Raw genomic sequence first — 22,551 nt, 5'->3', positions numbered from 1 at the left:
AAATATATTGAAATATAATCATTGAAATTTAATAAAACTATATTTTAAAAATATCCAGTATAAATATAGTTGCAAAAATTAATCCAATTTCAATGATAAAAAATATATGCTGATATTTTCTTAATTACTATAGCGATTAAAATGTCAAAACAAAAATTTATACCCTACCTGATTTTTCTTATTCTCGGTTCTCTATCCATCCATAGCTTTGCAGACGTACAAGTATATGGTCCGGGTGGCCCAGCACCCGCCATGAAAGAAGCCGCCAAACAATTCACCAATAAAACCAGCATAGCTGTTCATGTGAATTCTGGTCCTACTGCTCAATGGTCTGAAAAAGCGAAACTAGATGCAGATATTATCTATAGTGGTTCCGAAGCCATGATGTCTGATTTTGAAAATGCTTTTTCTGAGCAAATTATAAAAGATTCGGTGGAACCTTTATATTTACGCCCCGCAGCCATTTTAGTACGCAAAGGAAATCCTAAAAATATTAAAGGATTTAAAGACCTAGCTAAATCTGGCGTTAAGGTTTTAGTTACACATGGTGCAGGTCAAGTCGGTATGTGGGAAGATATTGCTGGCAGAACCGGAAATATTCAATTAACAAAAGCTTTTCGAAAGAATATTGCCACCTATGCAGCCAACACAGGTATTGCCAAGAAAAACTGGGAAGAAAATAGCAGCTATGATGCTTGGTTAGTCTTTAATATTTGGGGAATCAGTAACCCAGATGTTGGACAAATTATTCCCATCGAACCGGAGCTAGTTGTCTATCGCGACACAGGTGTAGCATTGACTAAACATAGTTTAAAAGACACTGAGACTAAACGTTTTGTAGAGTTTCTATCTTCACAGCAGGGCAATACTATTTTCAAAAAATATGGTTGGACTAAATAATTAAAAAGGGAGCGCAGCTCCCTTTTATTTTTAAAATTATTCACTCTAGTTCACCTAGAATATATTCATTTCAAATTAAATATACGCCTGCGGCATATAAAGCGCCCAATATTAAACAAAAGGCTGAGCTGACATACCAAAATAAATCACTATTACCGACAAATTTTGACTTTAACCATGGAAAAGCAAAACCACGGATAAGAAACACTGCTGCAACAAGCGACAAAATAATTTTTGTAAAAGGTAATACCTGTATTCCCTTTGCTGCAAAGAAGGCATACATAGAACATACAGTCAGAATTAAGCCCACAGTTATAGCTGTAAAATTAGGATACCAGTGTCCTCTTTCAACCATCTGGACAATACTTTTCCCAGCCCCTAAAAACCGAAAACCATTTGCTCCCCAGAACACACAAACAAAATGAAGTAATGCGGCACACAATGTTAATAAAGCAGCAAGATATAGTAGAACGTTTGGAAGTGATTGCATTAGATTTTATACTAATCAATATATGTGAGATTTATTATACTTAATTATAAAATATATAAAACTTATAAATAGTTAAAATAAAATTAACTTGGTATTTAATATTTTAAATACCAAGCTTAGGTCATCCCAATTATTTACTCTCAAACTCTTTAAAATCAGCTTTTCTGATTTTTGCATGGATCCCTTTGGTTTTATCTACTACTTGTGAAACTTCAAAATCAGTCGCGGCACTTAAATAGGCATACGCTGTCGCTTCATCAATACCGTATTCTTGGTTTAAGAAACGAATGGCTTCACGTGTAGATTTCTTCATCGCTTCATCAAGATCTTCATCAAGTCCTGGTGTAATCCAAAACTCAGCATTTTCAGCTAAAGGTTGTTTTAGCTCTTTGCCCGGTATTTTGTCCTTACCTGCTTTGAGTAAGGTAAATTTCAGCGTGGCGCGGGCTGAAGCTTCTAGTGCCGTTAATGCCACTTCCCCATCGCCTTGCGCGAAATGACTATCACCCGTATAGAATAATGCACCTTTAACCTGAACAGGATAATACGCAGTTGAACCTGCACCTAGTTCATTAATATCAATATTTCCGCCATACATTGCAGGTGGTACAGAGTGAACAGGCTCAGACGTATTGGCTGCTACCCCCATAATTCCCATAAAAGGATACAGCGGAAAACGTATTGATTTACCAGATTCTGTTTTTAATACTCCTTCGTATTCACCTTTAGCGTTTTTTTCAATTGGAGTGAAAATCGATACATTTCCATAACGTTCAGGATGCTCAGCCGATGCATTTTCTTGCTTTGCTTTTTTAGGAAACTCCCCTACTAAAGCACCTTTACCATGTCGACTTGAAATCACACCGTAAGGAACACGCGGCTCAACTTTAAGTACCTCAACTTTCAAAATATCACCGGGCTGTGCGCCTTCAATTGCAACAGGGCCTGTCACAATATGCGGCCCATCTTTATGAAAATCATGCTTTAAATTTGACTGCGTAATTGTTTTTGCATCTTCCAAGATTTCATTAGATTTGACACCTTTCGATTGAAAGAACTTTTCAGCATTACGCCCTTGGTCTTCAAGCAAACCTTCATGAGAAACCGTATCAAATGTCACAACACTACCCGACGGAACAGTAAGCACGGGTTTAGCATCTCGATTTGGTAAATAGCCCCATGTAATGGTATTTAAAGTAGATGGAACATAATAATTCCCTTTATATTCCCCAGTTTGAAGTTGAGTAGGTTGTTTTGAAATTTGATTTAAAACTTTAAAATCATTGGCATGAGTGAGTGAAATACAAAGTACAGATAAAACCGAAGCTGTCAGACATTTAACTTTTAACATGATTTCAGAACCTAAAAAATATGAAAATTACAGTAAGGTCCTGAGTAGTTAGCAAGCATTGTGCCAAGGCTAAAGGCTGTGCAATATCTAAAAAGCACCTCGTATTTATAAAATTAAATAAATTTTTTGTATTTAATTACTTATCTTCAAATAAAAGTAAAATTACGACTTAAAACTAACTTAAATATTCCTTTCTCTTTTTATTTATTAATTTTCAATCATATTAATATTTTTGCTCTTTTCAGACACATATTTATAGGCTAGCTTCTATAACGTGCTATTTCAGATCACTTAACAATAATTATATTTCCATATAATATAGATAAACACATAGTTATATATTTTACTTTTATATAATTTAAATCAAAAAATAAACCCTGAATAATTAAACTCAGGGTTTGCTTTTTATACGAGCTCTATAGAAGACTAAATTGTATGCCCCATGCGCTCGCCCATAACAACAACGGACTCGGCTTTAAAACGTTGCTCCCATTCGATCTTATCTTTTTCAAATAAAATAACAGCTGTAGAACCTAAATAAAAACGTCCAAGCTCAGCACCTTTCTCTAGCTTTAACTGATGATGTTGTAATTCGATACGGCCTGAAGGTTTTACCTTGCCTGTTGCCACAGTTTCAATACCAGCAACAATCATCGCACCTACTAGAACAACAGCCATACGGCCAAGTTCAGTATCAAACAAACACACCATACGTTCATTACGAGCAAATAATCCCGGTACATTTTCAGCAGTGACCTGATTTACCGAAAATAGCTCGCCTGGCACATATAACGTTTCTGTTAATGTCCCTGCAAACGGCATATGAACACGATGGTAATCACGCGGTGATAAATAAACTGTCGCGAACTCACCGTCTTGGAATGGCTGAGCCAGTTGTGGATCGCCAATGAGTTTCTCTACAGAGAAACTTTGACCTTTTGCTTGAAAGACTTCACCTGCAGTAATTTTACCAATTTGAGAAATTGCGCCGTCCGCTGGTGACACAATGCTATCTGCATTTTCGTCAATCAGACGTACACCTTCTTTTAATGCACGGGTAAAAAAGTCATTAAAAGATTTATATTTCAGTGCATTGCCTTGTTCAGCAATCGATAAATCAATCCCATATTTAGCTTTAAACGCATGAATAACAGCGTTTTTCACAACTGGATTTTCACTCGCAGCAACTTTACCTACCACACGGCTCAATTGATGCTGTGGTACAAGATTTTGTGCCTTAATAAATAATTCTTTTTTTAATCGAGATGTGAAACTCACGACGGTGATTCTCCAGTAATAATAGGACTATCGAGGCGATTGCCCCATTCACTCCACGCACCATCATAGGCTTTTGCTTCCCAACCTAAAAGTCTAGCCAGAATATAAGCCAAACCAGAACGGTGATGTGACTGGCAGTATACGACTACAGGTTGTTTTAAATCGAACCCAAGTTGTTCAAGACGCTGCCGCGTGCGTTCAAGCGGATGCAATTTTAGATGATTTTGACGATTAAGTGCAGTACTCCATTCAAAATGGAGGGCATTTGGAATGTGACCACCGCGTCGCGCTGCTAAACGGACGCCACTATATTCATCACTCGTCCGGCAATCCCACAATTGCACACTTTCTTGCTCAACTTGTTTGCGTAGTTCTTCATAGTTCACTCGGAACTGAGCAGCATGTGATAAATCGATCTGAATTAAGTTATCAACTCGAGGTAATTCTTCAACCTCGGCTGTGGTGAGTAAACCTGCACCAAGCCATGCATGAATTCCGCCATTAATTAAACTTGTACGGGTAAAACCTAAGCAATGGAGATTCCAGATTAAACGCCCTGCCCATGCTCCACCTTCATCATCATAGACCACCACGTGGTGATTTGGTGAAATATTCAATTTTTCAATTAACGCTTGTAAACCTGCTTCATCCGGTAAAACACCTGTTGCTTCTTCATGTTGAGCAACTAACCATTTAGGCTGTAAGTGAATAGCATGCGGAACATGGAGCTGCTCATAAACTGATGCACGGCTCAAATCTACAATACGGATATATTCATTGCCTAAATAAGGCACTAACTCTTCTGCTTCTATTAATAAATCGAGTTTAAAATCAGGGAGTGTCATTGTCATGGTTACTTTTTATACCAGCTTAATTTCATCTTAGCATAAGCTTATATCTATCAAACTCTGATTTTCTGCTAGTGTTTAGCAGAAAATCAGATATTAAAATTCTCAAGTCTTAAGTGGCTGCCAAGCGCTTAAGCTCTATTGTAATTAAATTGCTTCATCCAGCTCTTCGATTTGGAAAACCTGACGTAAATAGGCCAAGAATGTATCGTTATCAGTCATGGTTTTGCCAGGGCTGTCCGAAATTTTAGCAACAGACTGGCCATTACACTCAACCAGTTTCAATACAATATTGAGCGGTGTTTGGCCCATGTCATTGGTCAAATTAGTACCAATACCGAAACTCACCTGGAAACGGTCTTTGAAATATTGATGTAGCTCCCAAGCCTTTGGTAAATTAAGGCCATCACTAAAGGTCAACATTTTGGTTTTGGTATCAATTTTTAATTTACGATAGTGTGCATACGCTTTATCACCCCACTCGTACGGATCACCACTGTCATGACGTAAGCCATCAAATAATTTGGCAAAATACAAGTCAAAATCTCTTAAGAAAGCGTCCATACCAACAACGTCAGTTAAAGCAATTCCTAAGTCTCCGCGATATTCTTGAACCCATGTTTCTAAAGCAGCTTTTTGAAAGTCACGTAAGCGAACATCAAGCGCCTGAAACGCTTGTAGGAATTCGTGGGCCATGGTTCCAATTGGCGTAATATTTAACTCTTTGGCAAGCAAGACGTTACTTGTACCACGGAACACATTTGGCACAGTGTTATGGAATGCAGCAACTACATGTTTTTGCCATTCAAAACTATAACGACGGCGGGTACCAAAATCAGAAACTAAAAATGGTGGATCATTCGGTTGTTGAGATTTTTCGTATTGCTGAATTAATTCAAGTTTTGCTTGTAAACGACGCTCGCCTTCAGCCCAGACTTCATCTGTTTTAATTCGGCTAAAATATAATTCATTTACAATGGCTAAAACAAAAATCTCAAACATCATGGCTTGAACCATTGGCCCTTCAATACGGATATCTAATCGACCTTCTTCATCTATACTCGCATGAATAAAACGGCGTTTGAGTTGAAATAATTCTAAATAATCGACAAAGTCGCTTTTAATAAATCGTAATTTTCTTAAATATTGTAGTTCGTCTTCTTTATATTTGAGATTACATAAATGGTCGAGTTGCTCGTTTAAATCATCCAAAATATCCACTAATGGATAGACCGTATCTTCTAAATTTCTGCAACGAAAATGATAGACGCTATGTGTTTGCGGGAATTTATGCAAAACCACTTGTAGCATCGTAAATTTGTACAAGTCTGTATCAAGTAAAGAATGGATAATTGGAGACATAGTCAATGATTATTCGCTTGCTTCTTAGCATTAAAGCATATTTTTCTAGATGAATTGCGAGCTTTTATACCATTGTTGCAGTTCCATGAAATTTCCTTTTAAAAATCATTTAATTTAATTTCTGCTAAACTGCATCCACTCAATTAATTGCAGAAACTTTCTCTAACAATGCGCGCTTTAATACAACGAGTTCTTGAAGCTAAAGTAGTAGTAGACGGTGAAACGACCGGTGAAATCCAGCATGGCTTATTGATTTTTTTAGGAATCGGTCGAGACGACACGCTCGCCACCGGACAAAAGCTCATCGACAAGATTTTGAAATATCGTATTTTTGATGATGAGCAAGGCAAAATGGGCTGGAATGTATCTCAGGTGAATGGCGGAATCCTGCTTGTTTCACAGTTCACTTTAATGGCTCAAACGCAAAAAGGACTACGTCCAGACTTTGGTCCGGCCATGCCACCTAGCGACGCAAAAGCACTATATGAACAGTTAGTAGAATATACTCGTTCACAGTTTGAAAATGTTCAAACAGGTATTTTTGCTGCGGATATGAAAGTTCATTTGATTAATGATGGACCAGTCACTTTCAATCTGGAAGTTGAAGCATAGATATAAAAAAACTCCCGAACGGGAGTTTTTTGTTAGATCTTAACGACCAGTTTTTTCTTTAATAAAAGCCCGTGCTTGACGTACTTTATCTTTTACTGGTTTTGGTAATTTTGGTGGAATCAATTTAGCTGCTTGATTAAACCAAACGAGCAAGCTGAAATCACCTTCCATTTTAATGCTACCGTCTTGCATACCCGTCATAAATGCTGTTGGGTCACCTTTGAGTAAAGTTTTTACACCTTGTTCACTATCTGCAAACTGCAAAATAAAGTCAGCTTTTTCAGGTGATCCAGCAACTGTATCGATGTGACCATGATTAATAATAATTTGGCGAGCCACACCTAAATCAGTACCAATTTGAATGCGGAATGCGCGGTCATGCACTAGCTCAATAAACTTAGGACTTGTACGTGCCAACTGTTTCATACGCAGCGCCAAACCTGCTACCAATAAATCTAACGGGTCTGTACTGACATCAACAAGTGGTAACTTGACTACAGGTATAGAAGAAAGTTTCATGAACATTCACGCCTATTGTATTTTTATGAAAACCTTGGGGCAAAACTCAGCAAGGACTCACCATTGCCTGTTTCGTGCATCGACTGATGATATTCTAATTGGCAACGCAATCTATATATGAAACGTCAACAGACCAGTCTATCGTAGCATAACTGGCTATTTTTTAATAAATGCTTTGTATAATAAAAATCATGTTTTCGTAAATAAAAAAGGCATGCTGTGCATACCTTTTTACCGTTAGATAACAATTGAATTATCGGCTAGAACATTGCTGCTGATCATCTTCATATACTGGCGTGTGTTCTATATATTGGCGATTTGCCAAAGCCTTCTGTGCCTGTTTATCCTCACGTAATAAAACAAATGTAACCATTACCATCGCTAGACTTAGTGCAGTTAAATAACTATATGTGACTGGCATTTCAAAAGTGACTTGAACTCCAAAACGGACCACTTCCAATAGCCCCCAAAAAAACATCCCTGCAAGCATAAAACCAAGCCAACGACGGTAAGGAGAAAAGAACACAGCAACAAGCGCGACAGCAATTAAGCTGAGTCCGGCGATAGCGGCAAAATTCGCTGTTACCATAGAAACCTCCGTCTTAATGAAAACGTCTAAAAACATTCGGTCTGAACACCAGACCTCATTCCAAAAACAACTTTAATTCATGATTTGTGTTGAAGCTTAGAAAGCATTATGGATGTTTTTTTTTAGAAAAAAAGACCTGTTATTTGTCGATGCGACATACTTTGTCGCAACATTCTTTTGTCATTACATTTTTGTAAATTTAAAAAAGTTCTACTTCCTATATGGCATCAATTCTGGCGTGTCATTACAAAAAACTATGCTGTTTTTTTGCCTCAAAATAAGTTTTTTTCAGTTTTTTTTATTGCCTTTTTTCTGTGCATAATTTTGTCATAACTTGCTTGTTTTTATGACTATTCTGCATAAAAAAAGCGCTACTCTTGAGCAGCGCTTAATGATTGTTCACTATTATTTAAGCACGGCTTAAATCTTTATCATGCATACCGAGTAAATACAGTACTCCATCCAGACCAACGCTTGAAATCGCCTGATTTGCATTTTGACGCACCAGTGGTTTAGCACGATATGCTACGCCAAGTCCTGCAATCGCAAGCATCGGTAAATCATTTGCGCCATCGCCAACAGCCATCGCTTGCTCTAGTGAAATACCGAGTTTGTTCGCCAGCTCACGCAGCAACTCTGCTTTACGGGCACCATCAACAATTACACCTTTTACTTCACCAGTCACAACGCCATCTTGTACATCTAAAACGTTAGCGTGAACTTCATCAATGCCTAATTTAGCTTGTAAATATTCAGCAAAATATTGGAAGCCACCAGATAAAATTGCCGTTTTATATCCAAGGGCTTTTAAAGTCGAAATGAGGCGCTCGGCACCTTCAGTGATCGTCAATCGCTCTGCAATTTTAGGTAAAACTGATGCATCAAGACCTTTGAGTAAAGCAACCCGCGCACGGAAACTTTGCTGGAAGTCCAACTCACCTTGCATCGCTCTTTCAGTAATTTCAGCAACTTGCTCGCCCACCCCTGCTTCAAGCGCCAATTCATCAATTACTTCTTGTTCAATTAAAGTTGAATCCATATCGAAGCAGACTAAACGGCGGTTACGTCGATAAGCGTTATCTTCCTGAACAGCCACATCAATATTTAATTCGCTTGAAAGAAGCAAACAAGCTGCACGCATAGCTTGAGCATCTAAAGTCGGACCACTGCTTAAACCAAACTGTACACAAGCACGGCGAGGCAATGTGCTATCTTTTTCAAGATCTACACGACCTGATAAACGAGTTACAGTTTCGATGTTAAAGCCTTGGCTAGACACAATTTGTGTAACGGCTTGTAAATGTGCAGCAGTGAGTTCCGGTGCTAAAGCCGTGACGATATAACGAGTTCGTCCACCTTCGCTGACCCATTGATCGTATTCTGCACCCGAGATAGGTTTAAAGCGCACTGTTAAGCCAATATCATGTGCTAAAATCAAAATCTCTTTCATTGCCAACGCGGTCGCGGTTTCATTTTCAGAGGCGACCACAATGCCCAATGTCAGTTGATTATGAATAACAGCCTGACCTACATCCAGTATTTGCAATGAATGTACGGATAGTACTTGCATTAATCGGGTAAACTGGTTTGGTTGGTCCGGTCCTAAAAAGGATATAAGAATGATTTCTCGCATGAATTGACTCTAGTCTGAGTGACAACTATTGTAAGAATCATAATCGAATTTCAATATAATTGCCTTGGAAGTTTAACTTGATTGCGCCTAGACAAGGGCTATTTGCTAGCCTACTGATCATTAGTTTTGCATTGCATACCTTTTTATTGGTGATTGCAACGACACACCAGCTCAATGAAAACCGTGCGAGTCAAGGTCAGCTCATGACCAGTCAACTCGTTGCAGACAGCTTATCTGAGCTTGAACCTGCCAATACGGTCTCTTTAGCTCTGATTGCCAATCGCTATGCGACCAATCCAAGTGTGGCATCTATCCGTATTCTTGACGCCAATAAACAAGTTTTGGCAACAAGCGGCATGTCAAAAACTCGCCAAGGTGAAATTTTTGTTCGTGATGCGCTTCAAAACGAGAAAAAAGTCGGTTCTATTGAAATCACACTAATTCAACCAAGTATTGGGGAAATTCTTCGTACCCAATGGCTTGCGATTTTAGCCTCACTGTTCTTACATGTTTTATTATGGCTTGCTTACCGTGCCATCGCTCGCCCAACGCGTAGCGAATACTTAGCTCGTATTAATGAAGAAAACCGTTTAAAACATGAAATTCAAGAGTTAACTCAAGCTCTCGCGCTTGAAAAACAAAATACAGTGACCTTGGTAGCCCAAGCTCAGCAGCAAGCTAAAGCTAAACCAATTGTTCGCTCGCAACCAGAAAAAAGCTTAGAGTCTACAGACCAAAATACCTTGGCACTTAATATTCAATTTTATGACCCTAAACAATTATTAAGTAGTGTTAACCAGTCTGTTTCTGTACCGTACTTTAAACTTTGTCAGCTCTTTTTAAATAAGAGTATTGAGCTATGTACAAAGCATTATCATTTGAAAGCAACTGATATTGATGTTGTAGATGAGTTTCATGCAGAGGGCGCAACACTTGCCATTTCGACTTCACATCCACACGCTGTAGAGTGTCTACTTATGGTAGGTACGGTTTTTCAATTGCTTTCAGATGTTTTATATAAGCGTTACCGTGAAGATAAACGCTTTGCACTACAAACTCGCAGTGCCGTGTGTAATGCCGTAGAAGCAATGCAAATTGATGCCAAAGAAGCTGCTCAACGTTTAGCGCAACATCTTCATGCGAAAGAATCTGCACTCTACCTTGATAATGAACAGCTTAAAGCAATTCAAGACAGCTATCAGCTTGTTGCAATGCCTAACCCAAGTAATGTCATGACTCGTCATGCATTTATGATCAATGGTATGAATGCTGAATGTGCAGAGCTTGCACAAAATATTCGAACTGAAATTTTGATGGGTAAAAAATCAATTCCTCAAAATGACAGCCCGAGTAGTGCAGCATCTTAAAAATTTATTGCGCGCATTTAAACCTAGCCATCCGGCTAGGTTTTTTTATCTAAATTTATGGTATTTATTTTAAATAATTTTATTTCTTTATGATTTATTTATCTAAATAAATCCGGTTCTATGATGTTGAGTCGTAAATTTGGATAAATCAGAATCATAGGCAAAATTCTATAAACAGCGTAAACTATGCGAAATTTATTCAATAGAAATTGTCTTACGACAAAAAAAGGTGAAAGCAAATGCCGCTGAGTCGTGTTGAAGAACTTGTCGCCGATATCCGTGCAGGCAAAATGGTCATCTTAATGGATGACGAAGACCGTGAAAATGAAGGTGACCTTGTCATCGCAGCAACGCATGTACGCCCTGAAGATATTAACTTCATGATTACACATGCACGCGGTTTAGTTTGCTTAACTTTAAGCCGTGAACGTTGTAAACAATTAAACCTCCCGCTGATGGTTGACCAGAACGGTGCCCAGCATGGTACTAACTTTACGTTATCTATCGAAGCAGCTGAAGGTATTACCACAGGTATTTCGGCAGCAGAACGTGCTCACACGATTCAAGCTGCTGTGGCAGCACATGCCAAACCAACCGATATTGTACAACCGGGTCATATTTTCCCACTCATGGCACAGCCAGGTGGTGTATTACACCGTGCAGGTCATACCGAGGCAGGTTGTGATTTAGCACGACTGGCAGGTCTTGAGCCTGCATCTGTCATTTGTGAAATCATCAAAGAAGATGGCACAATGGCACGCCGCGCAGATTTAGAAATTTTTGCTGAGAAGCATGGCCTAAAAATTGGTACAATTGCCGACCTAATCCACTACCGTATGACCAATGAGCAAACTGTAGAACGTTTGGATCAAAGAACGATTCAAACAGAATATGGTTCATTTGAGCTCTATCGCTATCGTGAGATAGGTAACCCTGACATTCACTTGGCTTTAGTCAAAGGTGAGCCAAAAGAAGGTGTTACAACGGTACGTGTACATGGTTTTAGTCCTGTTCGCGATTTGCTTAAGCTAAATAAAGCTGACGGTGAACCGGCTTGGAATCTAGACCGTGCGCTACAAACGATTGCAGCAAGTGACCGCGGCGTTTTAGTCTGGATCGGACAAGATCATTTGCAAGACTTGGGACCAGCGTTGGATGATTTAACTAAGCCAAAACCGGTGAAATCCAATGCAGCACTTTCACATCAATATCAAACCATTGGTGTTGGTGCTCAAATTTTGCGTGATTTAGGTGTTGAAAAAATGAAGCTTCTTAGCTCACCATTGCGTTTCAATGCCTTATCTGGCTTTAATTTAGAAGTAGTGGAATATGTCACTGCTGATCAAATCACAACGAAATAATCGAGGTTGCTATGGCAATTCGCCGTATTGAAGGTTTATTACATCTCGCAAGCGAAGGTCGTTATGCGATTTTAGTGGGTCGTTTCAACAGTTTTGTTGTTGAACATTTATTAGAAGGCGCGATCGACACGTTAAAACGTCATGGCGTAAATGAAGATAACATTACTGTTATTCACGCTCCAGGCGCATGGGAACTACCGATCGTTGCTAAAAAATTAGCTACATCAAACCAGTTTGATGCCATCATTGCACTCGGTGCAGTCATTCGTGGTAGCACACCTCACTTTGACTTTGTTGCTGGTGAATGTGCGAAAGGTTTAGGTGTAGTTGCGTTAGAAAGCAGCTTGCCTGTTATCAATGGTGTATTAACTACTGACAGCATCGAGCAAGCAATCGAACGCTCAGGTACAAAAGCAGGAAACAAAGGTAGCGAAGCTGCTTTAACTGCAATTGAAATGGTTAATTTATTAAAGGCAATTTAAAGCATGTCTCAAACACTGCAAGCCGCTTATGCAGCAAAACGTAAAGCACGTCGTTTTGCTGTACAAGGTATTTATGAGTGGCAAATGAGTCACAACCCTGTACATGAAATTGAAGCGCGTACACGTGCTGAAAATGCCATGCATAAGGTTGACTTAAACTATTATCACGAACTACTTACTCAAGTTATCGCTCAGCACGAAGACCTTGATGCGTTACTTATTCCGGTACTTGACCGTGAAATTGACGCGCTAGATGGTGTAGAGCTCGCAACCTTGCGTTTAGGTGCTTACGAGTTACGTGATCATCTAGAAATTCCATATCGTGTGGTACTTGATGAAGCAATCGAACTTGCGAAGCATTTTGGCGGAGCAGACAGTCATAAATACATCAATGGTGTATTAGACCGTTTAAGTTCGACACTGCGTAGCGCAGAAAAACAACAAGCAAAATAATAGGCTTGATGTTCTATGGCTGAGTTCTCAATTATTGATCAATACTTTAATCGTCAGTCACATCCTGACGTTGCGCTTGGTATTGGTGATGACTCAGCCTTAATTACCCCCCCTCCAAATCAACAACTGGTGATCTGTGCCGATACACTTGTTGCTGGACGTCACTTCCCTCTTGAAACCTCGCCCCATGCGATTGGCTGGAAAAGTGTTGCCGTAAATCTGTCTGATATTGCTGCAATGGGTGCCAAACCACATAGTATTTTACTTGCGATCAGCTTGCCTCAAGTTGACCATGAGTGGCTTGAAGGATTTAGTCAGGGAATCTATGACTGTTGTAATCAATTTGGAGTTGCCTTAATTGGCGGAGATACCACTCAAGGTCCGCACCTTACCATTACCGTCACAGCCATGGGCTGGATTGAAACAGGAAAAGCTGTATTACGTTCAGGCGCTAAGGTCGGTGATTATGTTTGTGTAAGTGGGCAGATTGGTGATGCTGCTTATGGGCTTCAGCATTTAGGACATTCCCTACAACAAAGACTGGACTATCCGACGCCACGTTGTAAGCTTGGAGAAGAGCTAAAAGGGCTCGCCTCTAGCATGATCGATGTGTCAGATGGTTTAGCTCAAGATTTAGGACATATTTTAAAAGCATCCACGGTTGGAGCACGACTCATCCTAGAAAAATTACCTGTTGATCCTGTACTGCAACAACTAGAAGAACAACAACGTTGGCAATATGCATTGGCAGGTGGTGATGACTACGAATTATGTTTTACAATAACACCGCAAAATTATGAAAAACTTTTGCAAAAACAACTAGACGTTAAGATTACAATGATTGGACAGATCGTTGAGCAAACAAAACTAACTTTTGAGCATTTGGGTTCAGATTACCCATTGCAAATTCATGGATACCAACACTTTGCATAAACCGCCGATTCATTTTAAAGACATGTCTTGGTTCAACCGCTGCATCGTTTTCTGTGGGGTTGGTTTTGGATCTGGTCTTGCTCCTAAAGCACCTGGTACTTTTGGCTCTGCTTTTGCCTTACTTTTTGTTCCCATCTGGTTATCTCTCGGATTTACTTTAAGTTTAATCGCTATTCTCATCATGTCAGTGGTGGGTATTTATATTTGCGGTCAAACTGCAAAAGTAATCAACGTACACGATGATGGTCGAATTGTGTGGGATGAATTTGCAGGTCAATCTATTACCTTTATTCCCCTGCTCTATTTACAACAAATAAATTGGATTTGGGTAATTACAGGATTTATATTATTTCGAATTTTCGATGTTTGGAAACCTTGGCCTATACGCGTCATTGATCGCCAAGTACACGGTGGTTTTGGTATTATGCTTGACGATATTATTGCCGGTGTATGGGCTGCTCTTTGTACACTAATTATTATCCATTTGAGTTAAATCATTCGAGTTATTCATGTCAACTACTGTCATTATTCTTGCTGCAGGCAAAGGAACGCGAATGCGTTCTCAGCTCCCTAAAGTACTACAACCTTTAGCTGGTCGCCCGCTACTAGGACATGTTATTAAAACAGCAAAACAACTATTAGCAAAAAACATCATTACCATTTATGGACATGGTGGCGATCACGTAAAAAAGACATTCGCACAAGAAAATATTCAGTGGGTTGAACAAGCAGAACAGTTAGGGACCGGTCATGCTGTACAGATGACTTTACCGGTACTTCCTAAAGACGGCATTTCATTAATTTTATACGGTGATGTTCCTTTAGTCCGTCAAACAACACTTGAACAACTGATTGAAGCATCAAATAAAACCGGTATTGGCATGATTACTTTACATGTCGATAACCCAACAGGTTATGGCCGTATTGTCCGCCAAGACGGTAAAATCCAAGCGATTGTTGAACATAAAGACGCAACCGAAGCTCAGCGTCAAATTCAAGAAATCAACACAGGTATTTACTGTGTCAGCAATGCAAAACTGCATGAGTGGTTGCCTAAGCTTTCAAATGAAAATGCACAAGGCGAATACTATTTAACTGATATCGTTGCGATGGCTGTTGCTGATGGTCTAGAAATCGCCTCAATTCAACCAGAGCTCGCATTTGAAGTTGAAGGTGTAAATGACCGCCTACAACTTGCAGCACTTGAGCGTGAATTTCAGAAGCAACAAGCAAAAGAACTTATGCAGCAAGGCGTAACTTTTGCTGATCCTGCACGTTTTGATTTACGTGGTACAGTAAAAGTTGGTCATGATGTCCGTATTGATGTGAATGTCATTATTGAAGGCGACTGTGAACTCGGTGACTTTGTCGAAATCGGTGCTGGCTGTATCTTAAAAAATACAACCATTGCAGCGGGTACTAAAGTCCAAGCGTACAGCGTTTTCGATGGAGCGGTTGTTGGGGAAAATACCCAAATTGGTCCATTCGCACGCTTACGTCCAGGTGCTAAATTAGCAAACGAAGTACATATTGGCAACTTTGTTGAAGTCAAAAATACAACGATCGGTCTAGGCAGTAAAGCTAACCATTTCACCTATTTAGGTGATGCCGAGATCGGTGCTGAATCAAATATTGGGGCAGGTACAATCACCTGCAATTATGATGGTGCAAATAAACACAAAACCACTATTGGCGATGCAGTTTTTATCGGTTCTAATAGCTCGCTGGTTGCGCCTGTGACTATTGGTAATGGAGCAACAGTCGGTGCGGGTTCTGTGATTACGAAAGATGTGGCTGAACAAAGTCTCTCCTTTGAGCGTGCTCAACAAATTTCTAAAGCAAATTATCAACGTCCCCAAAAGCTTAAAAAATAAGAGGATTGAAATATGTGTGGTATCGTCGGAGGCGTTGCAGAACGTTGTGTAACCGAGATTTTAATTGAAGGTTTAAAACGTCTTGAATATCGTGGTTATGATTCGGCTGGTGTTGCTTTACTGAACAAGCAACAGATTTTACGTGAGCGTCGTGTTGGTAAGGTAATCAATCTTGAAGATGCCGTTGCTGATCAACAACTCACGGGGACAATCGGTATTGCTCATACCCGTTGGGCAACACACGGTAAACCGACCGAAAATAATGCTCACCCGCACATGTCAGGCAAGGTAGCAGTCGTTCACAACGGTATTATCGAGAACTATCAAGAGCTTAAAGATGACCTTCAAGCTTTAGGATATGTATTTACTTCTCAAACAGATACTGAAGTGGTAGCCCATTTAGTTGCAGAAGCTCTAAAAAATACTGATAGTTTACTTGAAGCAGTAGAATCTGTAGTTCCTCAGCTTAAAGGTGCCTATGCGTTAGGTATTATTCACAGCGATTACCCAGATGAACTCATTACTGTACGTGAAGGTTCACCACTTGTAATTGGTGTGGGTATTGGCGAGAACTTTATCAGTTCAGACCAATTGGCCCTTTTACCAGTAACGAACCGTTTCATTTACTTAGAAGAAGGCGATATTGCCCGTCTTACTCGTACTACAATTGAAGTATTTGTAAAAGGTGAACGTGTTGAACGCCCAGTTAAAGAACTTGATGCAACTGTAAGCAGCGCTTCAAAAGGTGAATATAAACACTACATGCTCAAAGAAATTTATGAGCAACCTGAAGCAATCAAACAAACAATTTCTCAAGCGCTTGATGGCAACAATTTACGTGATGATTTCTTGAAAGATGCTGATGCAGATTTCAGTAAACTTCAAAACGTACAAATCATTGCGTGTGGTACAAGTTATCACTCAGGAATGATCGCTAAATATTGGTTTGAGCAATTGATTGGTGTGCCTTGCCAAGTTGAGATTGCGAGTGAATTCCGTTATCGCTCACCAGTGATTGTGGAAAATACACTTTACATCTGTATTTCACAATCAGGTGAAACAGCGGATACCTTAGCTGCACTACGTGAAACTCAAAAACGTGCTAAAGCAAATAATATCGACATTCAGACTTTAACGATCTGTAACGTCGCAACGTCTTCAATGGTGCGTGAAACTGATCACCACTTATTGACACTTGCAGGCCCAGAGATTGGTGTTGCATCAACAAAAGCGTTCACGACTCAGCTTGCTGCATTAATGTTGTTAATCTTGAAAATTGGTCAAGTGAAACAACGTATTAGCAATGTGATGATTGAAGAGCTTGCTCGTGAATTGTGGCATAGCCCGAAAGTGATTCTTGATACACTTAAGCAAGATGCTGAAATTTTGCGCTTGTCAGAATTGTTCGTTGAAAAGCAGCACTGTTTATTCTTAGGTCGTGGCACACACTATCCAATCGCATTGGAAGGTGCTTTAAAGCTTAAAGAAATTTCATATATTCACGCAGAAGGTTATGCGGCTGGTGAGTTAAAACATGGCCCATTGGCCCTTGTTGATACTGAAATGCCAATCGTGATTCTTGCGCCAAATGATGAAATGCTTGATAAGCTTAAGTCGAATATGGAAGAAGTTCAGGCGCGTGGCGGTGAATTATTCGTTTTTGCTGATGAAAATAGCGGTGTAGTCGAAAAAGACCGTCAACATGTCGTTCATATTCCAGCAGTAAACGAATGGCTTGCACCAATCATTTATAGCGTACCAGTTCAGTTATTGTCTTATCACGTTGCTGTATTACGTGGTACAGACGTTGACCAGCCACGTAACTTGGCGAAGTCAGTAACTGTAGAGTAATTCAAAAAAGATCACTATTAAGGCATCACCTGCTTTAATAACTGATTTATTAAGCCCGATATGCATTAATTGCCTATTGGGCTTTTTATAGCTCTACAGCTTTTACAGACAATTTCTCAGATAACAAAGAAAAAGTAACATCCGCAACTTCCAACGGGTCTGAACTGGTCCAAATAATATGATTTCCTTCATTTGGACTTTCAGAACTTAAATGATATTGATTGAGCTGACGAATTAATTGTGCCGTTACAGCTTCCGAAGGCTCAATAATTTGAATATCACGACCTACAATTTCCTGAATCGTGTCTGAAACAAATGGATAGTGTGTGCATCCTAAAATAATCGTATCGACTTTTTGCTCGACCAACGGCGCCAAAATATTTTTTAAATAATCTTTAACTTCCGCGGTATGTGCTTTGCCCGTTTCAATTTTTTCGGCTAAGCCAATACACGGCACTAAAGACACTTTAATATCTTGCGCATACGTTTCAATTAAACTTTTTAAGTTTTTGCCCTTCACCGTGGTGGCAGTTGCCAAAACCGCAATATGCTTGCTCACAGTCATTGCCACAGCGGGTTTTACCGCTGGTTCTATCGCAATAAGTGGCACATTAATTTGCGCTCTAATCGTTTCAACCGCAACAGCCGTCATGGTGTTACAAGCAATCACGATCGCTTTGCATTTGCCCTGAGCAACTAGGTTTGAAATTAGATGCGTGGTTCGTGAAACAATCCAGTCGCTTTCTCTGTCTCCATAAGGGACATATTTCGAGTCGGCGAAATAGATAATATCTTCATTTGGAAGCGCCTCCCGAATATGCTTAAAGAGAGACAACCCGCCTAAACCAGAGTCAATCATTCCAATCGGGTTGTTATTGTTATTCATGCTTTATCCTGTATTTCATGTGTTTAGAAAAATTCTTTCATGGTTGCCAAGTCTGTGAGCACGACTTTGGGCTGAATGGTTTTTAATTTTTCGGCCGATGTATAACCCCAACCTACCGCAGCAAAATCAATGCCTGCTTTATGTGCAGCTTCGCCATCAGTCGTTTGGTCGCCGACATAAATGGCTTGGTTTTTATTTACATCCAAAATGTTGAGAACACGCTTTATTCGCTTCGCTTTGCCAAATATAGACGAGCCACCATCAATATGGCTAAAAAGCTCACAGAGTTCTTTACCCAGTACATTTTGACAGTTTTCTTTAGAGTTTGAAGTAATAATTGCGAGCGTATAACCCCGCTTATGCAGTTCAATTAAGTGGTCCCGCATACCCTCAAACAAATGAATTTCTTCATCTCTTTCTTTCATTAACCGAATAAAGTCTTTCACAATCCAAGGCAGTTTCCACCTAGAAACATTCATCTCTTTCATAATTTCTCTAGGCGTAAGTTGTTTGTAGTAATCGACTTCGTGAAGGCTTACCGATTTAAATTTATACTTTGCGGAAAGTTGATTTAAAACGCTTAGAAAAAAATGAAAGGAGTCGGCTAAAGTGCCATCTAAATCAAAAATAATAGCCTGATATTCTTTTAGGTTTTTTTCCATTTCTAGTTTCGAAAATATATTTTTTCTTATTATATTCTGTTTTCTATCGGTTTTTAAATCAGGCCCAACGAGGACCTGACCTAAATTTCGGATTTTATTTTAAGCTGCCGCTTTTTGTTCCTTAATCCAATTTTTAATACGGGCATCGAGTATATTTAAAGGCAAGGTTCCTGCATTTAAAACCATGTCATGGAACGCTTTGATATCAAAACGCTCTCCAAGCTCCTGTTTGGCTAGCTCCCGTAGCTCTAAAATTTTCAGTTGGCCCATCTTATATGCTAATGCTTGGGCAGGAATAGCAATATATCGATCAGTCTCTGCCTGAATATCTGGTTCATCTAAAGCTGAGTGTTCACGCATAAAATCAATCATTTGCTGACGGGTCCATTTTTTATAATGCACGCCAGTGTCAACCACTAAACGACAAGCACGGAACAACTCACTCGATAGTCTTCCATAATCTGAAAGCGGGTCTTTATAGAAACCAACATCTTTACCCAGTTGCTCTGCGTAAAGTGCCCATCCTTCAATATAAGCGGTATGATTGGGTTGCTTTCGGAACATCGGCAAATTTGGCAGGTTTTGGGCAATATCAATCTGCATATGGTGGCCGGGAATTGCCTCATGGTAAGCGGTCGCTTCCATTGATATTTTGGAACGTTCAGAGAAGTCACCAGTATTTACATATACTTGTCCCGGCCGTGAACCATCAGGCGTTCCTTGATGATACTCCGCACCTGCCGCTTCTTTTTCGCGATATTGCTCTACAGGCAAAACTTCGACTTTATTTTTGGGTAACAAACCAAAGAGCTTTGGCAACTCTGGTTGCATTTGGGCAATATATCCTCGATAAATCTCTAAAATTTCTTCACGAGATTTTGCGAAAACCGCAGGATTTGTTTTTAAGGATTGTTGGAAACTTTTTAAGTCATTAAAACCTTGTGCTTTGGCAATTTTCAGCATTTCCGCTTCTATACGAGCAACTTCTTTTAACCCGAGCTGATGAATGTTTTCAGGGCTTTCCGAGGTTGTCGTATTATTTTCTACATAAAAGCGATAGAGCTCGTCACCGTTTGGCAAGCTCCATATACCCTCGTGTTGTCGTCCATGGGGCAAGTAATCTTTTTCAATAAACGTCCCGAGTTTTTGATAAGCAGGCCGAACATTCTGATCTATGGCCTGTAGTATTTCACGGCTTAAACGCTCTTGTTCTGCTTTCGAAATATTTTTTGGAAATTGCTTTAATGGAGAGGCATAAACACTGTCCTTCCCTGCGGGAGTTGCAATGCTATTAATCTGCTTTGCCACCTTTTCAATTAAATATTTGGGTGGCATCAAGCCGTCTTTTTGTCCTTGTTTCGCTAACTGAATACCTTGCTCAAGAATAAGAGGAATTTGTTTTAAACGAGCAATATAGTCTTGATATTGCTTAGCATTATTAAATGGAATCGAACTAATAAATCCCGGAAATTGTAAATGTAGCCCCCACATTTGATTAAAAGGCATTTCATACAATTTCAAATCATAATTTTTAAGTGTTTCTTTCAACTGATAAATCATTAAATCTTTATTTAATTGATCAGTTGCTGAAAACCCTGTGCTATCAATTGCTTCAAAACGTTTTAAAAAATTTTGCGTAGTTTTTTTATCTTTCTCAATCTGATTTTTTGAAAACTCGGTCCATCGATCGTTGTAGCGTAAATCGCCTAAAGTCGTTGCAGTTTCAGGGTTATTTTTCAAAGTATATTCCCACTGTTCCTGTAAAAGTTGGTTTAAAGCTTTCACCCGAACAGAGACATCACTCTTTTGTTTAGATTGTGATTTTTCGATAGTATTTGTATTTATTTCGGGGGTTGCAGTATTAGAAGAATGAGACATCCAAAATAAAACACTGATACAAGCAAAATGTAAGGTTCTGTTTTTCATTTAATTATCCAAACATATTTAACGAATTTTAAAATAAAGACAAAACAAATTACGTGCCAAGCAGCATATAAAATAGTGTAAAAATCGAGTATTTTTTTAACTAAATGATTTTATAAATTAATTTTCTTTTTAATTAAATTAATTATAGTTGCTATCTATATTCCATATTTGACTTTAATTTACCAGAAAGTCAAAAAAAAGCGCACATGAGCGATCTCAGTGCACTTTTCATTTCTACATTAAAAATTGTTTCTCAAGAAAACAAATATTGATAAACAATATAGGCAGCCAGTTTTGCTGTTCGATTATCTAAATCAAATTTTGGATTGCACTCAGCAATATCTAGAAGTTTGATTTTGCCAGACTCTTGAATATGCTTAAAAATCGCTTCAAAAGTCGCTAAATCAATTCCTTTTACAGCAGGTGCACTGACTCCCGGTGCAACCGCAGCCGCGAATACATCTAGATCAATCGTAACGTACAAACAGTCTACTTTTTCAATAAAAGCATCAACCGCTGCAAGCACGTTGTTTAGGTTAAAAATATTAACCTCATGATCACGTAAATATGAACAATTCAGCGCATCGGCAGTATCAAACAAAATTTTAGTATTGGCATGGTTGGCAACCCCAATACATAAATAATTAAATTGTTTTTGATGCTGTTCTGAAAGTCGAGCTGCCTGTAAAAAAGGTGTTCCAGAGGTGGCATGCTCTGCTTCACGCAAATCAAAATGGGCATCGAAATTAATAATGCCGATTTTTTTATCTGACGCGTGGGCTTGTACATATTGGAACAGACCGCTAAAGCTGCCAAATGCAACTTCATGTCCACCGCCCAATACAACAGGTTTTAAGCCATGTTCTAGGCTATCTGCGACTTGTTCAGCTAATTCGCTTTGTGCTTGCTCTAAATTGCCATATTCACAGGTCACCGTCCCCAAATCGACAATACTGACTGGACGATGAATTGGTAAGTTAGCCAGTTGGGTACGAATCGCATCTGGTGCGTCGGCAGCACCAACTCGGCCTTTATTACGTTTTACGCCTTCATCAGAGCTAAAACCAATCAGGGCAAATTCAGCATGTTGGGTGGTATTCACAATATGGTGAATACGTTGATGTGCCTCACCCTCGCCATCATGTCGGCCTTGCCATTTAAATGTGTGATTCAT

At 39.3% G+C, this 22,551-nt stretch carries 22 protein-coding genes; 10 read left to right on the top strand and 12 right to left on the bottom strand.

Features of this window, described 5'->3' with window-relative positions:
- The first annotated feature begins 141 nt into the window (after positions 1-141).
- Positions 142-900 carry an AcfC family putative adhesin gene (locus tag G9371_RS06885; protein WP_029424064.1) on the top strand — a complete coding sequence of 253 codons (759 nt, stop codon included), beginning with the start codon at positions 142-144 and terminating at the stop codon, positions 898-900.
- Between the two features lie 70 nt (positions 901-970).
- Here the strand turns inward: G9371_RS06885 and G9371_RS06880 are convergent, their stop codons facing one another.
- The 5 genes from G9371_RS06880 to pncB form a co-directional block, all read right to left on the bottom strand.
- Positions 971-1,390: a hypothetical protein gene (locus G9371_RS06880; protein ID WP_001191147.1), complete on the bottom strand. Its 420-nt coding sequence runs from the start codon at positions 1,388-1,390 to the stop codon at positions 971-973.
- Positions 1,391-1,520: 130 nt separating this feature from the next.
- Positions 1,521-2,741 carry an acetamidase/formamidase family protein gene (locus tag G9371_RS06875; RefSeq protein WP_000921706.1) on the bottom strand — a complete coding sequence of 407 codons (1,221 nt, stop codon included), beginning with the start codon at positions 2,739-2,741 and terminating at the stop codon, positions 1,521-1,523.
- A 426-nt stretch (positions 2,742-3,167) separates the two neighbouring features.
- A complete protein-coding gene (gene asd / locus G9371_RS06870) occupies positions 3,168-4,019 on the bottom strand; it encodes an archaetidylserine decarboxylase (protein ID WP_002062283.1) in 852 nt (283 codons plus the stop codon).
- The gene (locus G9371_RS06865; protein WP_002057484.1) at positions 4,016-4,864 is read right to left on the bottom strand and encodes a sulfurtransferase; all 849 of its coding nucleotides are present in this window, start codon (positions 4,862-4,864) and stop codon (positions 4,016-4,018) included. Before G9371_RS06865 ends, asd begins: the two co-directional genes overlap by 4 nt.
- Positions 4,865-5,014: 150 nt before the next feature.
- Complete coding sequence (gene pncB, locus G9371_RS06860; RefSeq protein ID WP_000074561.1) at positions 5,015-6,229, bottom strand: nicotinate phosphoribosyltransferase; 1,215 nt, start codon at positions 6,227-6,229, stop codon at positions 5,015-5,017.
- A 168-nt stretch (positions 6,230-6,397) separates the two neighbouring features.
- Here pncB and dtd point away from each other — a divergent pair, with 168 nt between their 5' ends.
- Entirely contained in the window at positions 6,398-6,841 is a 444-nt protein-coding gene (dtd, locus tag G9371_RS06855) for a D-aminoacyl-tRNA deacylase (RefSeq protein ID WP_029424063.1), read from the top strand.
- 39 nt (positions 6,842-6,880) lie between these two features.
- On the opposite strand, the gene G9371_RS06850 is transcribed toward dtd, so the two are convergent.
- The 3 genes from G9371_RS06850 to serB form a co-directional block, all read right to left on the bottom strand.
- Positions 6,881-7,360 carry a hypothetical protein gene (locus G9371_RS06850; protein WP_000778126.1) on the bottom strand — a complete coding sequence of 160 codons (480 nt, stop codon included), beginning with the start codon at positions 7,358-7,360 and terminating at the stop codon, positions 6,881-6,883.
- Between the two features lie 253 nt (positions 7,361-7,613).
- Positions 7,614-7,949, bottom strand: a complete 336-nt coding sequence (gene aciT, locus G9371_RS06845; RefSeq protein ID WP_000255593.1) for a ciprofloxacin tolerance protein AciT — start codon at positions 7,947-7,949, stop codon at positions 7,614-7,616.
- Between the two features lie 409 nt (positions 7,950-8,358).
- Positions 8,359-9,582 (bottom strand): phosphoserine phosphatase SerB, encoded by a 1,224-nt coding sequence (gene serB, locus G9371_RS06840; protein ID WP_001206799.1) that lies wholly within the window; start codon positions 9,580-9,582, stop codon positions 8,359-8,361.
- 59 nt (positions 9,583-9,641) lie between these two features.
- Here serB and G9371_RS06835 point away from each other — a divergent pair, with 59 nt between their 5' ends.
- From G9371_RS06835 to glmS, 8 genes are all read left to right on the top strand, one after another.
- Positions 9,642-10,949: a hypothetical protein gene (locus G9371_RS06835; RefSeq protein WP_002000748.1), complete on the top strand. Its 1,308-nt coding sequence runs from the start codon at positions 9,642-9,644 to the stop codon at positions 10,947-10,949.
- 239 nt (positions 10,950-11,188) lie between these two features.
- Positions 11,189-12,310, top strand: a complete 1,122-nt coding sequence (ribBA, locus tag G9371_RS06830; protein ID WP_001131392.1) for a bifunctional 3,4-dihydroxy-2-butanone-4-phosphate synthase/GTP cyclohydrolase II — start codon at positions 11,189-11,191, stop codon at positions 12,308-12,310.
- 11 nt (positions 12,311-12,321) lie between these two features.
- On the top strand, positions 12,322-12,792 hold the full coding sequence (gene ribE / locus G9371_RS06825) for a 6,7-dimethyl-8-ribityllumazine synthase (RefSeq protein ID WP_001007829.1): 471 nt from the start codon (positions 12,322-12,324) through the stop codon (positions 12,790-12,792).
- 3 nt (positions 12,793-12,795) lie between these two features.
- Positions 12,796-13,245 carry a transcription antitermination factor NusB gene (gene nusB, locus G9371_RS06820; protein ID WP_000084188.1) on the top strand — a complete coding sequence of 150 codons (450 nt, stop codon included), beginning with the start codon at positions 12,796-12,798 and terminating at the stop codon, positions 13,243-13,245.
- A 15-nt stretch (positions 13,246-13,260) separates the two neighbouring features.
- Positions 13,261-14,178, top strand: coding sequence for a thiamine-phosphate kinase (thiL, locus tag G9371_RS06815; RefSeq protein WP_005109237.1), 918 nt, complete (start codon positions 13,261-13,263; stop codon positions 14,176-14,178).
- Positions 14,156-14,671 carry a phosphatidylglycerophosphatase A gene (locus G9371_RS06810; RefSeq protein ID WP_000380675.1) on the top strand — a complete coding sequence of 172 codons (516 nt, stop codon included), beginning with the start codon at positions 14,156-14,158 and terminating at the stop codon, positions 14,669-14,671. Before thiL ends, G9371_RS06810 begins: the two co-directional genes overlap by 23 nt.
- A 16-nt stretch (positions 14,672-14,687) precedes the next feature.
- Complete coding sequence (gene glmU / locus G9371_RS06805) at positions 14,688-16,052, top strand: bifunctional UDP-N-acetylglucosamine diphosphorylase/glucosamine-1-phosphate N-acetyltransferase GlmU (protein WP_029424062.1); 1,365 nt, start codon at positions 14,688-14,690, stop codon at positions 16,050-16,052.
- A gap of 12 nt (positions 16,053-16,064) precedes the next feature.
- Entirely contained in the window at positions 16,065-17,903 is a 1,839-nt protein-coding gene (glmS, locus tag G9371_RS06800; protein ID WP_029424061.1) for a glutamine--fructose-6-phosphate transaminase (isomerizing), read from the top strand.
- 85 nt (positions 17,904-17,988) lie between these two features.
- On the opposite strand, the gene murI is transcribed toward glmS, so the two are convergent.
- The 4 genes from murI to hutG form a co-directional block, all read right to left on the bottom strand.
- Positions 17,989-18,789, bottom strand: a complete 801-nt coding sequence (murI, locus tag G9371_RS06795) for a glutamate racemase (protein WP_029424060.1) — start codon at positions 18,787-18,789, stop codon at positions 17,989-17,991.
- A gap of 23 nt (positions 18,790-18,812) precedes the next feature.
- Positions 18,813-19,451 carry an HAD family hydrolase gene (locus tag G9371_RS06790; protein ID WP_029424059.1) on the bottom strand — a complete coding sequence of 213 codons (639 nt, stop codon included), beginning with the start codon at positions 19,449-19,451 and terminating at the stop codon, positions 18,813-18,815.
- A 99-nt stretch (positions 19,452-19,550) separates the two neighbouring features.
- On the bottom strand, positions 19,551-21,377 hold the full coding sequence (locus G9371_RS06785) for a DUF885 domain-containing protein (protein WP_029424058.1): 1,827 nt from the start codon (positions 21,375-21,377) through the stop codon (positions 19,551-19,553).
- A gap of 253 nt (positions 21,378-21,630) precedes the next feature.
- Complete coding sequence (gene hutG / locus G9371_RS06780; RefSeq protein ID WP_029424057.1) at positions 21,631-22,551, bottom strand: formimidoylglutamase; 921 nt, start codon at positions 22,549-22,551, stop codon at positions 21,631-21,633.

Source organism: Acinetobacter sp. EKM10A (genome assembly GCF_011075215.1).
Taxonomy (GTDB): Bacteria; Pseudomonadota; Gammaproteobacteria; order Pseudomonadales; family Moraxellaceae; genus Acinetobacter; species Acinetobacter baumannii.
This window is presented reverse-complemented; position numbering and strand designations above follow the sequence as displayed.

What these genes read in the sequence shown, in the direction of transcription:
- G9371_RS06885 (WP_029424064.1), top strand. Translation starts at nt 142, where the DNA reads ATGTCAAAACAAAAATTTATACCCTACCTGATTTTTCTTATTCTCGGT.
- G9371_RS06880 (WP_001191147.1), bottom strand. Translation starts at nt 1,390, where the DNA reads ATGCAATCACTTCCAAACGTTCTACTATATCTTGCTGCTTTATTAACA.
- G9371_RS06875 (WP_000921706.1), bottom strand. Translation starts at nt 2,741, where the DNA reads ATGTTAAAAGTTAAATGTCTGACAGCTTCGGTTTTATCTGTACTTTGT.
- G9371_RS06865 (WP_002057484.1), bottom strand. Translation starts at nt 4,864, where the DNA reads ATGACACTCCCTGATTTTAAACTCGATTTATTAATAGAAGCAGAAGAG.
- pncB (WP_000074561.1), bottom strand. Translation starts at nt 6,229, where the DNA reads ATGTCTCCAATTATCCATTCTTTACTTGATACAGACTTGTACAAATTT.
- dtd (WP_029424063.1), top strand. Translation starts at nt 6,398, where the DNA reads ATGCGCGCTTTAATACAACGAGTTCTTGAAGCTAAAGTAGTAGTAGAC.
- G9371_RS06850 (WP_000778126.1), bottom strand. Translation starts at nt 7,360, where the DNA reads ATGAAACTTTCTTCTATACCTGTAGTCAAGTTACCACTTGTTGATGTC.
- aciT (WP_000255593.1), bottom strand. Translation starts at nt 7,949, where the DNA reads ATGGTAACAGCGAATTTTGCCGCTATCGCCGGACTCAGCTTAATTGCT.
- serB (WP_001206799.1), bottom strand. Translation starts at nt 9,582, where the DNA reads ATGCGAGAAATCATTCTTATATCCTTTTTAGGACCGGACCAACCAAAC.
- ribBA (WP_001131392.1), top strand. Translation starts at nt 11,189, where the DNA reads ATGCCGCTGAGTCGTGTTGAAGAACTTGTCGCCGATATCCGTGCAGGC.
- ribE (WP_001007829.1), top strand. Translation starts at nt 12,322, where the DNA reads ATGGCAATTCGCCGTATTGAAGGTTTATTACATCTCGCAAGCGAAGGT.
- nusB (WP_000084188.1), top strand. Translation starts at nt 12,796, where the DNA reads ATGTCTCAAACACTGCAAGCCGCTTATGCAGCAAAACGTAAAGCACGT.
- thiL (WP_005109237.1), top strand. Translation starts at nt 13,261, where the DNA reads ATGGCTGAGTTCTCAATTATTGATCAATACTTTAATCGTCAGTCACAT.
- G9371_RS06810 (WP_000380675.1), top strand. Translation starts at nt 14,156, where the DNA reads ATGGATACCAACACTTTGCATAAACCGCCGATTCATTTTAAAGACATG.
- glmU (WP_029424062.1), top strand. Translation starts at nt 14,688, where the DNA reads ATGTCAACTACTGTCATTATTCTTGCTGCAGGCAAAGGAACGCGAATG.
- glmS (WP_029424061.1), top strand. Translation starts at nt 16,065, where the DNA reads ATGTGTGGTATCGTCGGAGGCGTTGCAGAACGTTGTGTAACCGAGATT.
- murI (WP_029424060.1), bottom strand. Translation starts at nt 18,789, where the DNA reads ATGAATAACAATAACAACCCGATTGGAATGATTGACTCTGGTTTAGGC.
- G9371_RS06790 (WP_029424059.1), bottom strand. Translation starts at nt 19,451, where the DNA reads ATGGAAAAAAACCTAAAAGAATATCAGGCTATTATTTTTGATTTAGAT.
- G9371_RS06785 (WP_029424058.1), bottom strand. Translation starts at nt 21,377, where the DNA reads ATGAAAAACAGAACCTTACATTTTGCTTGTATCAGTGTTTTATTTTGG.
- hutG (WP_029424057.1), bottom strand. Translation starts at nt 22,551, where the DNA reads ATGAATCACACATTTAAATGGCAAGGCCGACATGATGGCGAGGGTGAG.